This window comes from Mycobacteriales bacterium (genome assembly GCA_035504215.1).
Lineage (GTDB): Bacteria > Actinomycetota > Actinomycetes > JAFAQI01 > JAFAQI01 > DATAUK01.
Window position 1 is genome coordinate 12,707 of the sequence record DATJSI010000002.1, and the last position, 15,893, is coordinate 28,599.

General features: G+C 69.1%; 18 protein-coding genes. 6 read left to right on the forward strand and 12 right to left on the reverse strand.

Features of this window, described 5'->3' with window-relative positions:
• Positions 1 to 12: 12 nt before the first annotated feature.
• The 5 genes from VME70_00155 to paaK form a co-directional block, all read right to left on the reverse strand.
• Positions 13 to 1,023 (reverse strand): NAD-dependent epimerase/dehydratase family protein, encoded by a 1,011-nt coding sequence (locus VME70_00155; protein HTW18605.1) that lies wholly within the window; start codon positions 1,021 to 1,023, stop codon positions 13 to 15.
• A 79-nt stretch (positions 1,024 to 1,102) separates the two neighbouring features.
• Complete coding sequence (locus VME70_00160) at positions 1,103 to 1,795, reverse strand: metal-dependent transcriptional regulator (protein ID HTW18606.1); 693 nt, start codon at positions 1,793 to 1,795, stop codon at positions 1,103 to 1,105.
• A 69-nt stretch (positions 1,796 to 1,864) separates the two neighbouring features.
• Entirely contained in the window at positions 1,865 to 2,521 is a 657-nt protein-coding gene (locus VME70_00165) for a hypothetical protein (GenBank protein HTW18607.1), read from the reverse strand.
• Positions 2,518 to 3,330, reverse strand: a complete 813-nt coding sequence (gene folP, locus VME70_00170) for a dihydropteroate synthase (protein HTW18608.1) — start codon at positions 3,328 to 3,330, stop codon at positions 2,518 to 2,520. Before folP ends, VME70_00165 begins: the two co-directional genes overlap by 4 nt.
• A gap of 132 nt (positions 3,331 to 3,462) precedes the next feature.
• Positions 3,463 to 4,761, reverse strand: a complete 1,299-nt coding sequence (paaK, locus tag VME70_00175) for a phenylacetate--CoA ligase PaaK (protein HTW18609.1) — start codon at positions 4,759 to 4,761, stop codon at positions 3,463 to 3,465.
• A gap of 100 nt (positions 4,762 to 4,861) precedes the next feature.
• Here paaK and VME70_00180 point away from each other — a divergent pair, with 100 nt between their 5' ends.
• From VME70_00180 to VME70_00200, 5 genes are all read left to right on the forward strand, one after another.
• The gene (locus tag VME70_00180) at positions 4,862 to 5,482 is read left to right on the forward strand and encodes a LysE family translocator (protein ID HTW18610.1); all 621 of its coding nucleotides are present in this window, start codon (positions 4,862 to 4,864) and stop codon (positions 5,480 to 5,482) included.
• A 209-nt stretch (positions 5,483 to 5,691) separates the two neighbouring features.
• Positions 5,692 to 6,048 (forward strand): DUF1801 domain-containing protein, encoded by a 357-nt coding sequence (locus VME70_00185; protein HTW18611.1) that lies wholly within the window; start codon positions 5,692 to 5,694, stop codon positions 6,046 to 6,048.
• Positions 6,045 to 6,260, forward strand: a complete 216-nt coding sequence (locus VME70_00190; protein ID HTW18612.1) for a hypothetical protein — start codon at positions 6,045 to 6,047, stop codon at positions 6,258 to 6,260. Before VME70_00185 ends, VME70_00190 begins: the two co-directional genes overlap by 4 nt.
• Before the next feature lie 9 nt (positions 6,261 to 6,269).
• Positions 6,270 to 7,022: an SDR family oxidoreductase gene (locus tag VME70_00195; GenBank protein HTW18613.1), complete on the forward strand. Its 753-nt coding sequence runs from the start codon at positions 6,270 to 6,272 to the stop codon at positions 7,020 to 7,022.
• A 92-nt stretch (positions 7,023 to 7,114) separates the two neighbouring features.
• Entirely contained in the window at positions 7,115 to 7,720 is a 606-nt protein-coding gene (locus VME70_00200) for a class I SAM-dependent methyltransferase (protein ID HTW18614.1), read from the forward strand.
• On the opposite strand, the gene VME70_00205 is transcribed toward VME70_00200, so the two are convergent.
• The gene (locus VME70_00205) at positions 7,714 to 9,903 is read right to left on the reverse strand and encodes a glycoside hydrolase family 15 protein (protein HTW18615.1); all 2,190 of its coding nucleotides are present in this window, start codon (positions 9,901 to 9,903) and stop codon (positions 7,714 to 7,716) included. The genes VME70_00200 and VME70_00205 overlap by 7 nt on opposite strands.
• A 248-nt stretch (positions 9,904 to 10,151) precedes the next feature.
• Here VME70_00205 and VME70_00210 point away from each other — a divergent pair, with 248 nt between their 5' ends.
• Positions 10,152 to 11,765, forward strand: a complete 1,614-nt coding sequence (locus VME70_00210; GenBank protein ID HTW18616.1) for a PQQ-binding-like beta-propeller repeat protein — start codon at positions 10,152 to 10,154, stop codon at positions 11,763 to 11,765.
• 72 nt (positions 11,766 to 11,837) lie between these two features.
• On the opposite strand, the gene VME70_00215 is transcribed toward VME70_00210, so the two are convergent.
• The 6 genes from VME70_00215 to tesB form a co-directional block, all read right to left on the reverse strand.
• Entirely contained in the window at positions 11,838 to 12,425 is a 588-nt protein-coding gene (locus VME70_00215) for a dihydrofolate reductase family protein (GenBank protein HTW18617.1), read from the reverse strand.
• A 73-nt stretch (positions 12,426 to 12,498) separates the two neighbouring features.
• A complete protein-coding gene (locus VME70_00220) occupies positions 12,499 to 13,959 on the reverse strand; it encodes an alkaline phosphatase family protein (protein ID HTW18618.1) in 1,461 nt (486 codons plus the stop codon).
• A gap of 147 nt (positions 13,960 to 14,106) precedes the next feature.
• Positions 14,107 to 14,268 (reverse strand): hypothetical protein, encoded by a 162-nt coding sequence (locus VME70_00225; protein ID HTW18619.1) that lies wholly within the window; start codon positions 14,266 to 14,268, stop codon positions 14,107 to 14,109.
• Positions 14,269 to 14,306: 38 nt separating this feature from the next.
• On the reverse strand, positions 14,307 to 14,564 hold the full coding sequence (locus tag VME70_00230; GenBank protein HTW18620.1) for a WhiB family transcriptional regulator: 258 nt from the start codon (positions 14,562 to 14,564) through the stop codon (positions 14,307 to 14,309).
• Between the two features lie 141 nt (positions 14,565 to 14,705).
• Positions 14,706 to 14,894: a hypothetical protein gene (locus VME70_00235; protein HTW18621.1), complete on the reverse strand. Its 189-nt coding sequence runs from the start codon at positions 14,892 to 14,894 to the stop codon at positions 14,706 to 14,708.
• A gap of 115 nt (positions 14,895 to 15,009) precedes the next feature.
• A complete protein-coding gene (gene tesB / locus VME70_00240; GenBank protein HTW18622.1) occupies positions 15,010 to 15,882 on the reverse strand; it encodes an acyl-CoA thioesterase II in 873 nt (290 codons plus the stop codon).
• Positions 15,883 to 15,893 lie beyond the last annotated feature (11 nt).

Genomic DNA, 15,893 nt, shown 5'->3' on the forward strand with positions numbered 1-15,893 from the left:
GCGCCGCACGCCTCAGGAACGGTTACGGGGATTTGCCATCAGCCACCAGATCGCCTGCTCCTGCTCGGCGCTGAGACCGCGGCGCGGCAGGCCGGGCCGCAGCGGCCGACGCGCCCTTGGCGGCAGCGTCTGCATCCAGGCCCAGGTGTCGGCGACGGTTTGCTCGAGCGGCCGCCAGGTGAGCCCATGAGCGAGCGCGGCAGAGACATCGCAGTCATGCATGCCGGCGCCTTCGCTGTCCTCGGGGATCCAACCCGGCAGGTCGTCCCACTCGGCCACCCCGGCGCGGCGCAGGACGCGCTCGGGCACCCACACCGGCTCCGCCCCCGCACCGGTGACCTCGGCGCACGCCTCGACCAGGCGACGGGTCGTGAAGGCGGCCGCGCGCGGGCACACGACGTTGAACGCGCCGGCAACGCCGGCGTGGGCGCCGCCGAGGATGAACGCCGCGAGATCGCGCGCATCAACCAGCTGCATCACCCGCTCGGCCGGCTCGGGCGCGACCAGGCAGCCACCCTGCGCGGCTCGCTGCAGCCACCAGGTCAGGCGGCCCGCGTCCTCGTGCGGACCGAGGATCAAGCCGGCGCGGGCGAGCATCGACCGGCCCGCGAAGTGCCTGAGGACGGCGAGCTCCCCGCCGCGCTTGTACGCCGGATAGCCGCCCTCGGGCTCGGCCTCGACGACCGGTGCGGACTCGTCGCTTCCCGGCTCGAACGGCCAGCGGTAGACCGAGCGGCTCGACACGTAGCCGTACCAGGAAGCGCGATTCGCAAGCGCCGCCGCGGACTGCTCGACCGCCGCCGGGTCGCCGTCCCAGGTGTCGACGACCGCGTCCCACCGGTCCGAGGTCAGCGACCGCAGGGTCTCCGGCTCCGTCCGCTCGCCGCGCACCCAGCCGGCCCCGTCCGGCGGCGGCCCGCTGTCACCGCGGCTGACCACGGTCACGTCGTCACCGCGGGCAAGCGCGTCCGTGACGAGAGCGCGGCCGACGAACCTGGTCCCGCCGAGTACCAGCACCTTCACGCCGGCCAGCCTTGCGCACGACTACGCACGGACGGGAGGCGTTCTGCCCTCGGCAGAGGAGTGTTCGCCGTCGGCGCCGTCAACCGGTGGCAGTCACGAACACGTGCGCGGCGGTGGCGTCGTCGAGCTCGACGGCTCGGGTGCCCTGCCCGATCAGCACGCGGCCATCCTTGCGACCGACCGGAACGCTGGTGTTCGGCCGGAAGCCGGCCTTGCGCAGCCGGGTGAGCAGCTTGGTGTCGGACTGGATCGGTTCCCCGATCCGGCGGACCACCACGCTCGTGGTCGCCGCAGGCACGTCGGTCAGCGCAACCAGACCACCGAGGAAGTTCTCGCCACCGACGTCACCGAGCTCGTCGAGACCGGGGATCGGATTGCCGTACGGGGACTCGGTCGGATGACCGAGGATCTCGAGCAACCTCCGTTCCACCGTCTCGCTCATCACGTGCTCCCAACGGCATGCCTCGTCGTGCACCAGCTGCCAGTCCAGGCCGATGATGTCGACCAGCAGGCACTCGGCGAGCCGGTGCTTGCGCATCACGCGAATGGCCGCCGAACGACCGATCGGCGTGAGCTCGATCCGGCGGTCGGCCGTCACCGTGAGCAGGCCGTCGCGCTCCATCCGGGCCACCGTCTGCGAGACGGTCGGAACACTCTGGTCGAGCCGCTCGGCGATCCGTGCGCGAAGCGGCACGACGCCTTCTTCCTCGAGCTCGAACACCGTGCGCAGGTACATCTCGGCGGTGTCGATCAGGTCGTGCTCGTGGTTCACCCCGCCATTGTCACCCTGATCGGCCCGGATCGGCCCGGATCGGTCGGGGGCCCGGCCGGACCGCGGCGGTCAGCCATCGACGTGCCACACCGCCACGAGGTAGCGCACGCCGTACGGCGCCTGGTCGGCGAGCAGTCGCGCGTCGCGCACGGTCGTCCCGGCGAGGGTGCGCCCGAGCCAGTGCCATGCGGGCCAGCCCGAGCACCCGACCGCATCGCCCACCTCGCCGTCCAACGTGAGCAGGCCGCGGACATCGCCGGTTGCAAGGCAGCGCGCGACCTCGGCATCGAAGCGATCAGCACGCTCGTCCACGTGGTCGGACGACCGCTCGCTGCGCAGGCTGCTTCCGTCACCGACCACGAGCACGTTGACCGACCGGTCCCGCGCCGGCGGCGGCGCATCGGCGCCGCCGTAGACGCACTCGCCGGTCCAGCCGGCCGCCTCGAGCCACCAGGCGCCGATCCCGAGCGGCCACGGCAGGGCTACCGCGCCGGACGGCAGGTCGCGATGAACGCCGAAGCCGCCGAAGTCCCAGGTGCTGCCGGCAGGACGACTCTCGCTCGGCACCGCCGCCGTCACCACGATGGCCGCCGGTGCGGGCTCGACGATCGAGTGGGCCGCTGCCAGGCAAGCGGCGCGCAGCTCGCCGTCATGTGCGGTCGAACCACCCAGCCCGGCGACCAGCACGGGTGCGGCCGGCAAGAACGCGACGGTGCCGACCGTCACGCCAGTCCTCTTCGTCCAACCGAGAGGTCGACCTCGCCCTGGATCGCCGCGACCATCCGCAGGACCCGCCGGGTCGCGGTCACGTCGTGCGCGCGAAAGACCCGCGCCCCCTGCCAGGCAGCAACCGCGGTCGCGGCGAGCGTGCCTTCGAGCCGTTCGTCGGGCGGAAGGTCGAGCACCTCACCGACGAAGTCCTTGCGTGACATGGACATGAGCACCGGCCAGCCGGTCGCAACCAGCGCGTCGGTATGCCTGGTCAGCAGCAACGAGTGCCTGCTGTTCTTGCCGAAGTCGTGCGCCGGGTCGATGACGATCCCGTCCCGCCGGACACCGGCAGCCACGGCGTCGTCGGCAAGGCGGCACAGGTACGCCGTCGTCTCGGCGACGACGTCGTCGTACCAAACCCGATGCGGACGCGTGCGTGGCGCCCGCCCACCGGCGTGCGAACACACCAGGCCCGCTCCGTGCGTCGCCGCCACTCTCGAGAGCTCCTTGTCGACCCCTCCCCACGCGTCATTGATCACGTCGGCCCCTGCGCGGCAGACCACGTCGGCGACCTCCGCCCGCCAGGTATCGACACTCAACACGGCATCGGGAAAGCGCGAGCGCGCTGCCTCGACGACGGGAAGCACGCGACGCAGCTCCTCGCCCGCGTCCACGTCGTCGCCGGGGCCGGCCCGGACCCCGCCGATGTCGATGACCTCGGCGCCTTCGTCCACCACCTGAGCGACCCGGCTGAGGGCGGCTGCCGTCCCGAAGTCGCGACCGCGATCGAAGAACGAGTCGGGTGTCGCGTTGACGATCGCCATCACGACCGGCGAGCCGGTAGGGATCAGCCGAGCCCCCCAGCGCAGGTCGGATCCCTCGAACCGGTCGTACGCCATCTCACGCATCGTAGGTAGCGGGTCGCCGGCCCGGCTGCCCGGCCGCACTCGCGGGGCTCAACGCTCGTCGACGATCCGCCGCATCTTGCCGACCGACCGTTCGACGCCGTCGGGCTCGACGACCTCCACGTCGAGGCTCACTCCGATCGTCGACTTCACCGTGTCGGCCAGCTGCTCCCCGGCGAGCCGCGCCGCATCCGCGGAATGATCCGCGCGGCGCTCGACCCGCACCGTCATCGCGTCCATGCGACCCTCCCGTCGTAGGACGCATTGGAAGTGCGGTGAGAGGGCAGGCGTCCGGAGGATGAGCTCCTCGATCTGGGTCGGGAACACGTTGACGCCGCGCAGGATGATCATGTCGTCGGTGCGGCCGGTGATCTTCTCCATCCGCCGCATCGTGCGCGCCGTACCCGGGAGCAGGCGCGTGAGATCTCGCGTGCGATAGCGGACGACGGGCATCGCTTCCTTGGTCAGGGAGGTGAAGACCAGCTCGCCCTCTTGCCCGTCGGGCAGCACCGCGCCGTTCTCCGGGTCGATGACCTCGGGGTAGAAGTGGTCCTCCCAGATGTGCAGGCCGTCCTTGGTCTCGACGCACTCGTTCGCGACCCCCGGCCCCATCACCTCGGACAGGCCGTAGATGTCGACCGCATGCATGTCGAGACGCCGCTCGATCTCCAGTCGCATGTCGTTCGTCCACGGCTCCGCGCCGAAGATGCCCACCTTGAGCGAGGTGTCACGCGGATCGATGCCCTGCCGTTCGAGCTCGTCGACGATCGCAAGCATGTACGACGGCGTCACCATGATGACGTCCGGACGGAAGTCCCGGATGAGAAGCACCTGCCGCTCGGTCATGCCGCCCGAGACGGGGATCACCGTGCAACCGAGCGCCTCTGCGCCGTAGTGCGCACCGAGTCCGCCGGTGAACAGGCCGTAGCCGTAGGCGACGTGCACCTTGTCGCCGGGCCGGCCACCGGAGGCGCGGATCGAGCGCGCGACCACCGCAGCCCAGGTGCGGATGTCGTTGTCGGTATAGCCGACGACGGTCGGCCGGCCGGTCGTTCCGCTCGAGGCGTGGATGCGGCGCACGGCGCCCGGCGGCACGGCGAACATTCCGTAGGGGTAGTTCTCGCGAAGGTCGGCCTTGGTGGTGAGCGGGAACCGCGCGAGGTCGGCGAGCTCCCTGCAGTCCTCGGGATGGACGCCCGCGGCATCGAAGGCCCTCCGGTAATGCGGAACGTTGTCGTAGGCGTGATGGAGCGACCACTGCAGCCGCTCGAGCTGAAGCGCGCGCAACTCGTCGACCGAGGCGCGTTCGATCGGCTCGAGGTCCTCGGGCCTCGGGGTCAGATCGAGCATGCCGGCTCCCTCCGCGAGTCGCCATGAGGACGCTATCCGCCGCGCGGACCGACCCAGAAACCCAGGTGATCACGGCGTCGCGGTTTGTGATATTGGTCGGGTGACCGTTGCCCTCGCCGAGTTCACCCTCGCCGCCACCCTGGTCGTGCTGCTGCCCGGGCCGGACACGCTGGTCGTCATCCGGTCACTGCTCCAGCGCGGGCGGCAGCAGGCGTTGCGGACGGTGCTCGGAGTACTGACCGGGCTCTCCACGTGGGCGTGCTGCGCCGCACTCGGGATCTCGGCGCTGCTGCGCGCGAGCCATGACGGCTACACCGCTCTGCGGATCGCCGGTGCGGCGTACCTGTGCCTGCTCGGCATCCAGGCGTTCCGCTCGCGCGGGGCGACGGCAGAGATCGACCGCACCGAATCTCGACGTCGAAGTGTGATCGGGACCGGCTATCTGGCGGGACTCATGACCGACCTGCTCAACCCGAAGGTTGGCGTCTTCTTCGTGACCTTCCTGCCGGCGTTCGTTCCGCACGGTGCAGCGGTGGCACCGGTCACGCTGTTGTTCGGGGTGATCTTCGTTGCGCTGACCGGGTTGTATTTCGTGGTTCTCATCCGGTTCGCCGACCACCTGGTCGCCGGCATGCGCAAGCCGCGGTTGCGGCAGGCGCTCGACCGCTGCACCGGCGCCGTCCTGGTCGGATTCGGACTGCGCCTCGCGTTGACCCCGTAGGTCGCGCGGGACTCCCGGACGGCGAGGCTAACTCTGCCCGATCAAGAACATGAGCGCGATCGCGCCGATCGAGCCGGCAACGACACGACGGCAGAGGTCACCCCGCCCTCATCGGCGAGTCCGCGACCCGCCTTAGGCGGTAGGCCAGGCGATCCGTGTCACGGCTGCCCACCTACGGTGGGCGAGGACGCGGTTGTTGAGGAGGTTCGATGTCAGCGGCAGAGATCGATGCTTACCTGGCCGGAGTCGAGGAGCCGAAGCGGTCGACGCTCGATGAGGTGCGCACGCGCATCCTCGAGGTGATCCCGGATGCCGAGCAGACCATCTCGTACGGTTGCCCGGCGTTCAAGGTGAACGGGAAGACCGTCGCCGGCTTCGCGGCCTTCAAGAACCATCTCAGCTACCTGCCGCACAGCGGCTCCGTCTTTCGTGAGCTCGCGGATGAGACCCGCGAGTACGAGCAGACCACCGGTTCGCTGCACTTCCCGATCGACGAGCCGCTCCCTCGACCGCTGATCAAGAAGCTGCTCGAGATCAGAATGCGACAGGCGGGTGTCGGTGAATGAGCACAGTGGTCATGCACACGGTGGTATCGGTCGACGGCTTCATCGCAGAGGACCACGATGGGACGTCGGACGACTCCGCCGAGCTCGCGGTTCAAGCGCTTGCCCACGCGGAGGCGGACGTCGTACCGCAGTGTGGGCACCTGCCGATCTGCTACGACAGCGACGTCACCGGCGCCGCAATTGCGAGCTTCCTCGGGTGCATTCAGGGGTAGATTCCGCGCGTGAGCGATACCGGTGGTGTCATCGTCGTCAGCGGGGGTGGATCAGGAATCGGGCGGGCGACCGTCGAGCGGCTCGCAAGGGATGGCTGGCCGATCCTCGCGGTTGGCCGGCGAGAGGAGCCGTTGCGGCTGATCGCCGATGACCTCGGCGATCAGGTCGACACCCTCGCAGCCGACGTCGCGACCGAGTCGGGCGCGGCGCTGGTCGCGGCAAAGATCGAGGACATCCGGCTCGGTTGCAAAGGTGTCGTGGCCGCGGCGGGTGGCATTTCGCCGTCGTCGGACGGCGACGAGCGTCAGTTAGACGATGTGCGGCGCGACTGGCAGGTCGCGTTCGACTCGAACGTGCTCAGCGCCGTGCTTCTGGTCGAAGCACTGCGAGACGACTTGGAGCAAGGGGGCGGCCGGGTGGTCCTGCTGTCGTCGGTGGCGGCGTTGCGCGGCAGTGGTGGCGGTCCATACGGCGCGATGAAAGCGGCGCTGCACGCGTGGATGTTCGATCTCGCCCGAGATCTCGGTCGCCACGGAGGCACGGCGAACGTCGTCGCTCCCGGCTTCGTCCCGGACACCGAGTTCTGGGCCGGCCGACTCACCGACGAGTCCCGGCGCGAGCGAGCCGGCCAGACACTGACCGGTCGAGAGGGGTTTCCCGAGGAGATCGCGTCGCTGATCTCCTGGTTGCTCGGCCCGGACGGCGGCTGGATGACCGGCCAGGTTCTTTCGCCGAACGGCGGGGTGGTCCTCGGCCGCTGACGACGTCGCCACTCACCGGCGGCCACCGGATCTGCGAACCTGGGATGCGTTGCCGCCGCCCGGACGGCGCCGAGTAGTCGGACGGAGGTTCGGTGAACGCGGACGAATGGAACGCCCGGTACGCCGAGATCGATCTGGTGTGGGGAGCCGAGCCGAACCGGTTCGTGGCCGCGGAGCTCGCCGACCGACCGTCCGGGCACGCGCTCGATGTCGCCTGCGGTGAGGGACGCAACGCGATCTGGCTGGCGTCCCGTGGTTGGTCGGTAGTCGGCATCGACTTCTCGGCCACCGCGATCGACCGCGCCCGCCGGCTCGCGGAGCAGGCCGGCGTCAGCGAGCGGACCGACTTCGCCGTCGTCGACGTCGCCACCGACCCACTACCGGCAGGCAGCTATGACGCAGTCGTGATCTCCTACCTGCATCTTTCGGCCGAGGTCCGCAGCCTGGTGATTGGATCTGCGGCCGAGCTCGTCGCCCGCGACGGCGTGCTGCTCGTCGTGGGGCACGACAGCACGAACCTGACCGCCGGCGTCGGCGGCCCGCAGGATCCCGACGTCCTGTTCGACCCGGAGGACATCGTCGCCGACATCGGTGGGCAGCTGGTGATCGACAAGGCGGAACGCGTCCATCGGCCGGTCACGACACCGGACGGCGACCGCGTCGCCATCGATGCGTTGGTCCTTGCATCACGTCACTGAGGAGTGCAGTCCGTCTTCAGATAGCGGCAAGCAACGACCGACGGCTGCTCGAGAATCCGACCGGCCTGCATGTCCCACGCCAGCCGGATGAACTGCGCGTGCGTCCACAGCAACGGCATCGCCGACATCGTCGGCGTTCCGAGCCGTCGGCCGTCGGTGCCGGTGGGCGGCCGGCCGTCCCACACCTGCTCGGGCAGCAGGTACCCCTGACCGGCCGCGCCGGCCATCGCCTTGAGGTACGGCGCTGCCGACTGCCCGGCCGCGATCGCGTACTCGCCACGCTCACCGGAGAGCAGTGGCCACAGCCGGCCGTAGGTCTTCGGGGTACCGGTGCCTTGAATCACCCAGGGTTTGCCGGTGCGCGTCTCGCCGTACCCGTCGTAGCTGTAGCGATGCCACATCGGGCCCTCCGGAGTCTGCACCTCGAGCTGGCGGTCCACGACCGGAAGGGTGCTCAGCACGTCCGGATCGTTGTACGGCAGGACCCCGAGCCGCACCAGCTCGAGGAACGATGGGTCGACAACCTTGCGCTGGTCGACCGCCTTCGGCCCCGAGTCGCCGATCGCATACTTCACGCCGGTATTCGGCTTGCCGTTCTTCGTCAGGCGCAGGAAGTACGGCTGCTTCGACAGCGGGCCGTTCGTGGTGACGGTCCATGACTCGATGTGTGACCGCCACTTGTCCGCGACCGCGAGGTAGTGGGCCGAGGCACCGGCGTGGCCGTTGGCCTTCGCGATGCTAGCGGCGCACACCAGCCCGGCCACCTCCGCGGCCAGCGTGGCGGGGCTGTAGCCGCTCTGGTTCTCCCACCGCTCCTGCTGAGTGGTCGGACCGGCCTTCACGATCTGGTCGGCGGCTTTCTTGACCTTCGCCCAGGTGGCCGCACCGTGATCGCCGAGCTCCCAGGCCAACACGATCGGGAACGACCACTCATCGAGCTGATGGCCGGTCCAGAACGGCTTCCCCGTCACCGTCGAGTTCTGCGGGAACTGGCCGTCGGCCTTCTGCTGGGTATGGAAGAGGAAGTGTTCGGCCCGTTGCGCCGCGCCGCGGTCGCCGGCGAGCAGCAGCGCAGTGGCGATCTGGTAGAGGTCGCGCGCCCAGACGAGGTGATAAGGCCCGGACGGGTTCGGCGCCGTGCCCTTGGGCGTACCCCACTCCCACGGCATCGTGGGCGAGGCGATGAAGGCGCCGCGATGGGTCTTGTCCTCGCCGGCAGCAAGCACCATCAGCGAGACGTCATACAGGGTCCGGTACGACGACACGCTGGCCGGCGCCGGCTTCAACGAGGACAGGAACCGGTGCCAGCCGGCTTCGTATCCGGCTCTGGCCGACCCGAAACCCTTGCGCAGCGAGACGCCTGCGGTGGCCCGGGCAGACCTAGTGGACGCGCCGAAGCCGAGCGCCAACGTCATGGACCGATGTCCTGGCCGTCCGGTGAGCGCGGTGCGCGCCGTCTGCACGACGTCGCCCTTTCCCGCGCTGCCGAAGTGACTCGTCAACAAGTGGTGGCGTTTGAGCTGCGTCAGTCCGCTGCTCGCCGTGCCGAGGAAGCCGTTGTCCGTCGCCCGCAGCGACGGCGCCGTGCGGATCGCGCTGGCCACCCCGGAAGCCTTTGCCACCAGCGAGGATCCAACCGTCCGCGCCGCGTCGTGCATGCCGTCGTTGCCCAGCGCAGGCTCGTACACGACGTACACCTTGTAGGGATGATCGGTGAGCGAGGTGAAGTGCACTCGCACGAGCACCGTGGCGCGCTTGGGGTCGCTCACGTACGTCTTCGTGATCCGGTAGTCACCGGACTTGGCCGTATCCACCTGCTGATAGGTGAGGCTGCGCCGGTCCAGCAGCCGGATCCGATGATGCGTCGCGCTGTTCTCGACATCGGTGAAGTGGCTGCCGTCCGTGACCACCAGCTGGAGCGAGCGGACACTCGGCGTGCTGAGGTTCGGGTAGTACGTGTCGGACAGGGTGCCCGCGCGCAGGGTGAACCAGACCTTGCTCGCCGTGCCGTACGCCGTGCCGAAGCCCTGCTTGTCGGCGGGTGTGAAGACGGCGGTCTTGCCCGGTGCCTGCGCGGCCGGCGCCGAGCGAGCCCTCTCCGCCGGATGCTCGGTCGCGCCAATGGCCGGAATCGCGAGCGCGGCGATCGTCGGCACCGCAATCACCAGCGCGAGTAGTCGCATACGACGCACAGGACACCTCCGGAGGACCGCACTTGTCCTCGGGTCCCTTCCCACAGTTCGAGACACAATGCGGGATGGCCGCAGAACAACCGCCGATACGGAGGCACCCGTGCGAGAGGCGATATCAGTGTGATATCAGTTTAGGTGAGCGCTGAAGGCTTTGCTTCCCGGCCTGGCCCATGGGACGCAGGACGGCGCAAGGGGGGACGGAACGGCTCGGCCGCACGACCCCCGAGGAGGCACCTGCGATGACGAGAAACCCGACCGGCCAGGCAACGATCGGCGTACTCGTGCTGCTCACCGGGGCGATGCTGGCGGCAGGATGCAGCAGCGGCAGCAGCCCGGCCACCGGTCCGGCCGCGGCGGCGTGCACCGTCGTCACCCCCCCGTCGAGCTCGACCGGATCGCCCGGGCACGCCGAGACACCGGCCGGGTCCTGGCCGTACCCGAACGCCGACCTCGCGAACACTCGGGTTGCACCGGGCTCCACGATTACGTCGGCGAACGTCTCCTCGCTCGTGCCCGCGTGGTCGTTCACGCTGACCGGCAAGGCGGCGACCAACGTGAAGCAGTCCGGCGCACTGGCCGCGAACCCGATCGTGCAAGGTGGGGTCGTCTACATCCAGGATCTCTCCTCGGACGTCTACGCGCTCTCGCTCACAACCGGACGGCCGTTGTGGGAGTACCGGTGCAACCAACCCGAGAAGAGCGGCCCCGGACCGAACGGCGTCGCCGTGTCGGACGGCAAGGTGTACGGCCTGACGCCGACAGCCGCGTTCGCCCTGGACGCCTCGACCGGCCGAGCGGACTGGGTCAACGCGGGTCTGCTCAACAGCGGTCAGGGCACGTTCGGCATCCAGCCGCAGGTGGCGGACGGTCGCGTCTATCTCGCCAGCCAGTACGGCACCGGCTCGGGGGGCGGCGTGTTGATGGCGCTGAACGCGTCGACCGGCAAGCTGGTGTGGAAGTTCAACACTCTCACCGGCCCGGCGCAGGGCGTACGCGCGCTCGGGCTAGGCGCCGGCGGCGCTTGGGAGACCCCGCTCGTCAGCCCCGACGGATCGGTCACCTACGGGATCGGCAACCCGTATCAGACCGTGGCAGAGGCGATCGCGAACCCGGCGAAGCTGCTCTACACCGACAGCGATGTTCGGCTCGACGCCGCGACCGGGAAGCTGCGCTGGTACTACCAGGCGATTCCGAACGACTTCAAGGACTACGACCTGCAGACGTCACCGATCGCAACGACCGTCAACGGTCAGTCGGTCATCATCGCCTCGGGCAAGATGGGCAGTGTCTACGAGATCAATGCCGGCACCGGAGCGCTGATCTGGAAGACGCCGGTCGGTGAGCAGAACGGAACGGTCAACGACTCGCTGCTCGCCCTCGAGCGCAAGATCACGATCAAGACGCCGTACACGATCGCGCCCGGCTCGCTGGGCGGCGTGCTGACCGACCTTGCCGTCGCGGGTGGCAGCGCGTATGTCGCGACCCTCAACATCCCGCTCACGTACACGAGCATGGCGCAGGCCGTTCCCACCAAGGTCGCCGGCGCGACGTCGGGCGACTTGGTGGCGATCAACCTCGCAAGCGGCAAGGTGGAGTGGACCACCAAGGTGAAGCAGGTGCCGGTGGGTGCAGCAACGGTGTCGAACAACCTCATGTTCACGACGCTCTACGACGGGAAGCTGCTCGCGCTGAGTCGTCGTACCGGCAAGGTCGTCTACGCCCGGCACCTACCGACCTCGACGAACGCGCCGCTGGCAGTCGCCGGCAACACCGTGATCGTCGCGTCCGGCCACCCGACCGCCGCCACCGCTGAAGGTCCGCCACAGATCGACGCGTACACGCTGCGCAAGTGACGAGTCGAGTACCGAGAGGCCGATCGGGGTCAGCGCGTGGCCTGCCGTAAGCGTGGCAGTCAACGCTGTCACTCAGTCGTCCGGGCGGGTGCGCACCGCGTATCGGTGCATGCTCACGCCACTCGCGAATGACTTCTCCTCGAGCAGATCGAGCGGTAGTGGCTCGTCGAGCTCGTCGAACAGCGGGCGACCGGTGCCCAGCACCACGGGATGGGAGAACAGCAGCAACTCATCGAGCAGGCCCCGCCGCAGCAGCGCGGTGGCAAGCGTGGCACCGCCGACTCCGATGTCGCCGGTTTCGGTTCGCCGGAGCTCCGCGAGGCGATCGAGGGCATCGCCGCCACCGAAAACCGTCGTGTTGTGAGACGCCGTCGCGCGCGTGCGAGAGACGAGCACCTTGGGCATGGCGGTCCAGATCTCGCCGAACTCCCGCAGGTAGTCGGGAAGCGTCCGGTCGTGGCGGGCGTCGGGCCAGAACGGGTTCATCTGGTCATACATGAGCCGCCCTTCGACCATCATCGACAATCGCCTTGCGCGCTCGTTGAACTCCCGGTGCAGCCCTTCGTCGATGCTCAGCCAGTCGCCCGAGAAATCAGCAGACGGCGAGCGTTCGATGAACAGGTCGAGAGAGACATTCATCCAATAGACGAATCGCGCCACGAAGGCTCCTTGCCTGTAATGAGTTGCACGTGATGGGCAGCGGGTCCGCGCGACCGTACTCCATCCGAGGCCCTCAGACCCCGAGGTAGATGAAGCCGAAGGCCTCGTCGCGGAACTGCACCCCCGCCGCGCGCAGCGGCACGTCCCAGTCGCCGCGGCAGTCGGGGTCAGCTCCCTCGCTCCCATGGTCCGCGGTCAGCACGAACGTCGTCGATTCGAGTGCGCCGATCCGCTCGAGGTGGTCGAGGAAGACACCGAGCCGGCGGTCGGCATCCCGCATCGAGGCGTGCGCGATCGGCGTGTGCGGGCCGCCGGCATGATGACCCGTGTCGGTCAGCAGCGTGTTCCACCAGGTAAGCCGCGGCGCCTCGCTCGCGGACGGCCACAGATCGAGCATCTGGGTGAGCCCGATGGCATCCACCGACGACGACCACGCGTAGTCGCCGTCGGACCCGACGTACTCCTGGCTGGCGTGCGCGTCGTCGCGGGCGGACGGCAACCGCGAGTCGTTCGGTGACACCCCGTTGTCGTCACCGGACGCGCGGACGAGATCGAAGGTCGAGTACGACGCACCGGCGTCCGCCGGCTCGTTGACACACGCAGTCAGGGCGTCGATCCGCTCGAACACCGTGCGAACGCCGGGCGAGAGCCACTCCGCCCAGCGATGCCAGGTCCGCGGCTCGTTGGTCAGCCGCTGCAGCCCCGCAGCCCGGTCGAAGTACTCGTTGTTGACAATGCCGTGCCGGCCCGGGCCGACGCCGGTGAGCGCGCAGGTGTGGTTCACCAGGGTGACGCTCGGGAACTCCGCAATCGCACCGCCGGAGAGAGCGCACCCGTTGCTCAGCAGTCGCGCCACCGAAGGCAGCTCCCCCGATGCCGCCAGCGCATACAGCGAGTTGGCGTTGCATCCGTCCCACAGCAACCCGACCACCTTCGAGTCCGGCCGAGGGACCAGCAGGTCGACCAGCGCCTGACCGTCCATGTCGCCGAGCGTGGCGAGCGATACGCCGGACAGCCATGCCAGCGTCGGGGCGACGTCGATCACTCGCGCAGCGACGGGGATCGTGCCCCGGCCGATGACATCGGGCCCAGACAGGATCAGCGGCGCGCGTGACTGGACCACCGACAGCGAACCGTGCTCGCCCCGGTGGCCGCGGCGGTCCGGAAAGTAGTGCCGCCCGGTGTGGACGACCGCAAGGTCCGGCGCCGCAGGGGCCGCAAACAGCGACGTGAGCCGCTCGGCGGCCCACGGGTAGGAGTTGCGCTCGTTCGGCGGCGAAGGATCGGCCAGCTCGTCGGCGAGCGTCGAGAACGCGAGCGGGTCCTGCGTGGCGACCGGGTCCCGGCCGCGGATCACCTCGGCCGGCGCCTCGAGGTCGGCGCGCGACAACCGCGAGGCACCGGAGGCATTGGCGGTGACGATCGAGTCGCCGTCGACATACGCAACGAGATCGACCACGTGGGCGAGCGAGTCGTCGCAGAGCACGTCGACGGCGAGGTCGCGCATCGTCTCCAGCGATCCGGCCGCGGTCACCTGCCCGAGGCTAGCGAGCACGGCGCGGCGGAGCCGCGGCGCCGTGCGGCGCTGCCGCGGCTTCACGAAAAGGGGGTTTGGCATGGGTAGACGAGAACCGCCCCGCGAACCGAGTTCGGTTCGCGGGGCGGTTCGGGCCCGGCCATCTCAGAGGGCCGAGAGGGTCACCAGGTGCCGACGCGCGGCCTCCACCCGGCGCTGCCGGCGGCGGACCACCGCCAGCTGTCGCACGTACGCCCGGCGTACGCGCTCGTCACTGACCCGCATTCGGTCGCGGGCCATGGCTTCCACCATCAGTTGCTGCAACATTTCGTTACTCCTCGAGTAGTTGTGAGCGATCGCAACGGTCATGCCGCGACCACGTCGTGCTTGCGGGGGCGTCCACGCGGCCGCTTGCGCGCCACGATCACGCCGGACACGATCAGCTCGCCGCCCCAGACACCCCACGGCTCGCGCCGATCCAGTGCATCTGCCAGGCAGGACCGACGTACGGGGCAGTCAAGGCAGAGCGCCTTAGCCCGCTCGACGTCGGCCGGAGACTCGGCAAAGAACAGATCGGGATCCACGAGATGACAGGGCAGCTCGCAGTCGAATGCGTCGGACATCGGTACCACCTCCTCGTTGTTGGTCTGTTCGGTTCTGTTGGCTGTCGTCGTTGTCGTCACTTGATTCCTTGCCTGAAGAAACAGAAAGGCCGCGGAACCTATACGGGTTCCGCGGCCTCTGGTCTGCCGGTTGAGTTGCAATCAGACCGGATCCCAGAAGGCCGAATCACCCGTGGCGCCGTTCGTCGCGCCCTGCACGCCGTCGACGGTCCGGAGCCGTGCCACGAAGGACATACGGGTCCCCTGGACCTTCGCGTCCCACGCTTCGATGCGCGGGCACGGCAGCGCCGCAGCAGCGGTCGTCGGCGGGATGCTGATACTGGTCACCACCGCGGGCCACCTCCTCTGCGACTCAAACCCGATCTCAGGGCATGACGGATGTCGTGCAGTCGTGACCTTAAAGCGTCACACCTGGTCATGCAATCCATTTATCGGCCGTTCGTGGTCACGAGTTCATTTCAATTGACCGAACACGGAGCAAACCCTCCTGCACAACCGAGACGACGTGCCGGCCGTCCCGGGTGAACAGGCGCCCGGCCGCGAGGCCGCGCGCTCCCGACGCCGAGGGCGACTGCTGGTCGTAAAGCAGCCAGTCATCGGCCCGGAACGGCCGGTGGAACCACATGGCATGGTCAAGGCTCGCGACCATGATCTTGCGGTTGTCGTCCCAGGTCAGCCCGTTCGCCAGCAGCACGGAGTCGAGCAGCGTGAGGTCACTCGCATAGGTGGCCGCGCAGACGTGCACCAGCGGGTCGTCCGGCAGTTCGCCATTGGCGCGGACCCACACCTGCTGGCGGTTCTTGCGAGCCGCGACGCTGCCGGCCAGCCACGGCGGTTCATCGACGTAGCGCAGCTCGATCGGGAACTGCCGCTCCCAGCGAGGTGAGGGCGCGATGCCCGCCTCGATCCGCCGCTCCTCCATCGTCGGCAGCGACTCGGGATCAGGCGCCTCGGGCATCGGCTCCTGGTGCTCGACCCCGTCCTCGTGGACCTGGAAGGACGCCGAGAGGTGGAAGATCGCCTCGCCGTGCTGGACCGCGACGACCCGGCGGGTCGTGAAGGAGCGGCCGTCCCTGATCCGGTCCACCTCGTAGACGATCGGTATCGAGGGGTCGCCCGGCCGCAGGAAATAGGCGTGCAGCGAGTGAACGAACCGATCGGCCGGAACGGTGCGGCCGGCCGCCACCAACGCCTGGGCGGCGACCTGGCCGCCGAAGACCCGCTGGACGTTCTCGTCCGGCGAGCGGCCGCGGAAGATGTTCACCTCGAGCGGCTCGAGATCAAGGATCGTGAGCAGCTCGCTCGGATCTGCGGCCACGGGCGGTGAGA

What these genes read in the sequence shown, in the direction of transcription:
- folP (HTW18608.1), bottom strand. Translation starts at nt 3,330, where the DNA reads ATGGCGATCGTCAACGCGACACCCGACTCGTTCTTCGATCGCGGTCGC.
- paaK (HTW18609.1), bottom strand. Translation starts at nt 4,761, where the DNA reads ATGCTCGATCTGACCCCGAGGCCCGAGGACCTCGAGCCGATCGAACGC.
- VME70_00185 (HTW18611.1), top strand. Translation starts at nt 5,692, where the DNA reads ATGTCAGCGGCAGAGATCGATGCTTACCTGGCCGGAGTCGAGGAGCCG.
- VME70_00190 (HTW18612.1), top strand. Translation starts at nt 6,045, where the DNA reads ATGAGCACAGTGGTCATGCACACGGTGGTATCGGTCGACGGCTTCATC.
- VME70_00205 (HTW18615.1), bottom strand. Translation starts at nt 9,903, where the DNA reads ATGCGACTACTCGCGCTGGTGATTGCGGTGCCGACGATCGCCGCGCTC.
- VME70_00210 (HTW18616.1), top strand. Translation starts at nt 10,152, where the DNA reads ATGACGAGAAACCCGACCGGCCAGGCAACGATCGGCGTACTCGTGCTG.
- VME70_00225 (HTW18619.1), bottom strand. Translation starts at nt 14,268, where the DNA reads ATGTTGCAGCAACTGATGGTGGAAGCCATGGCCCGCGACCGAATGCGG.
- VME70_00230 (HTW18620.1), bottom strand. Translation starts at nt 14,564, where the DNA reads ATGTCCGACGCATTCGACTGCGAGCTGCCCTGTCATCTCGTGGATCCC.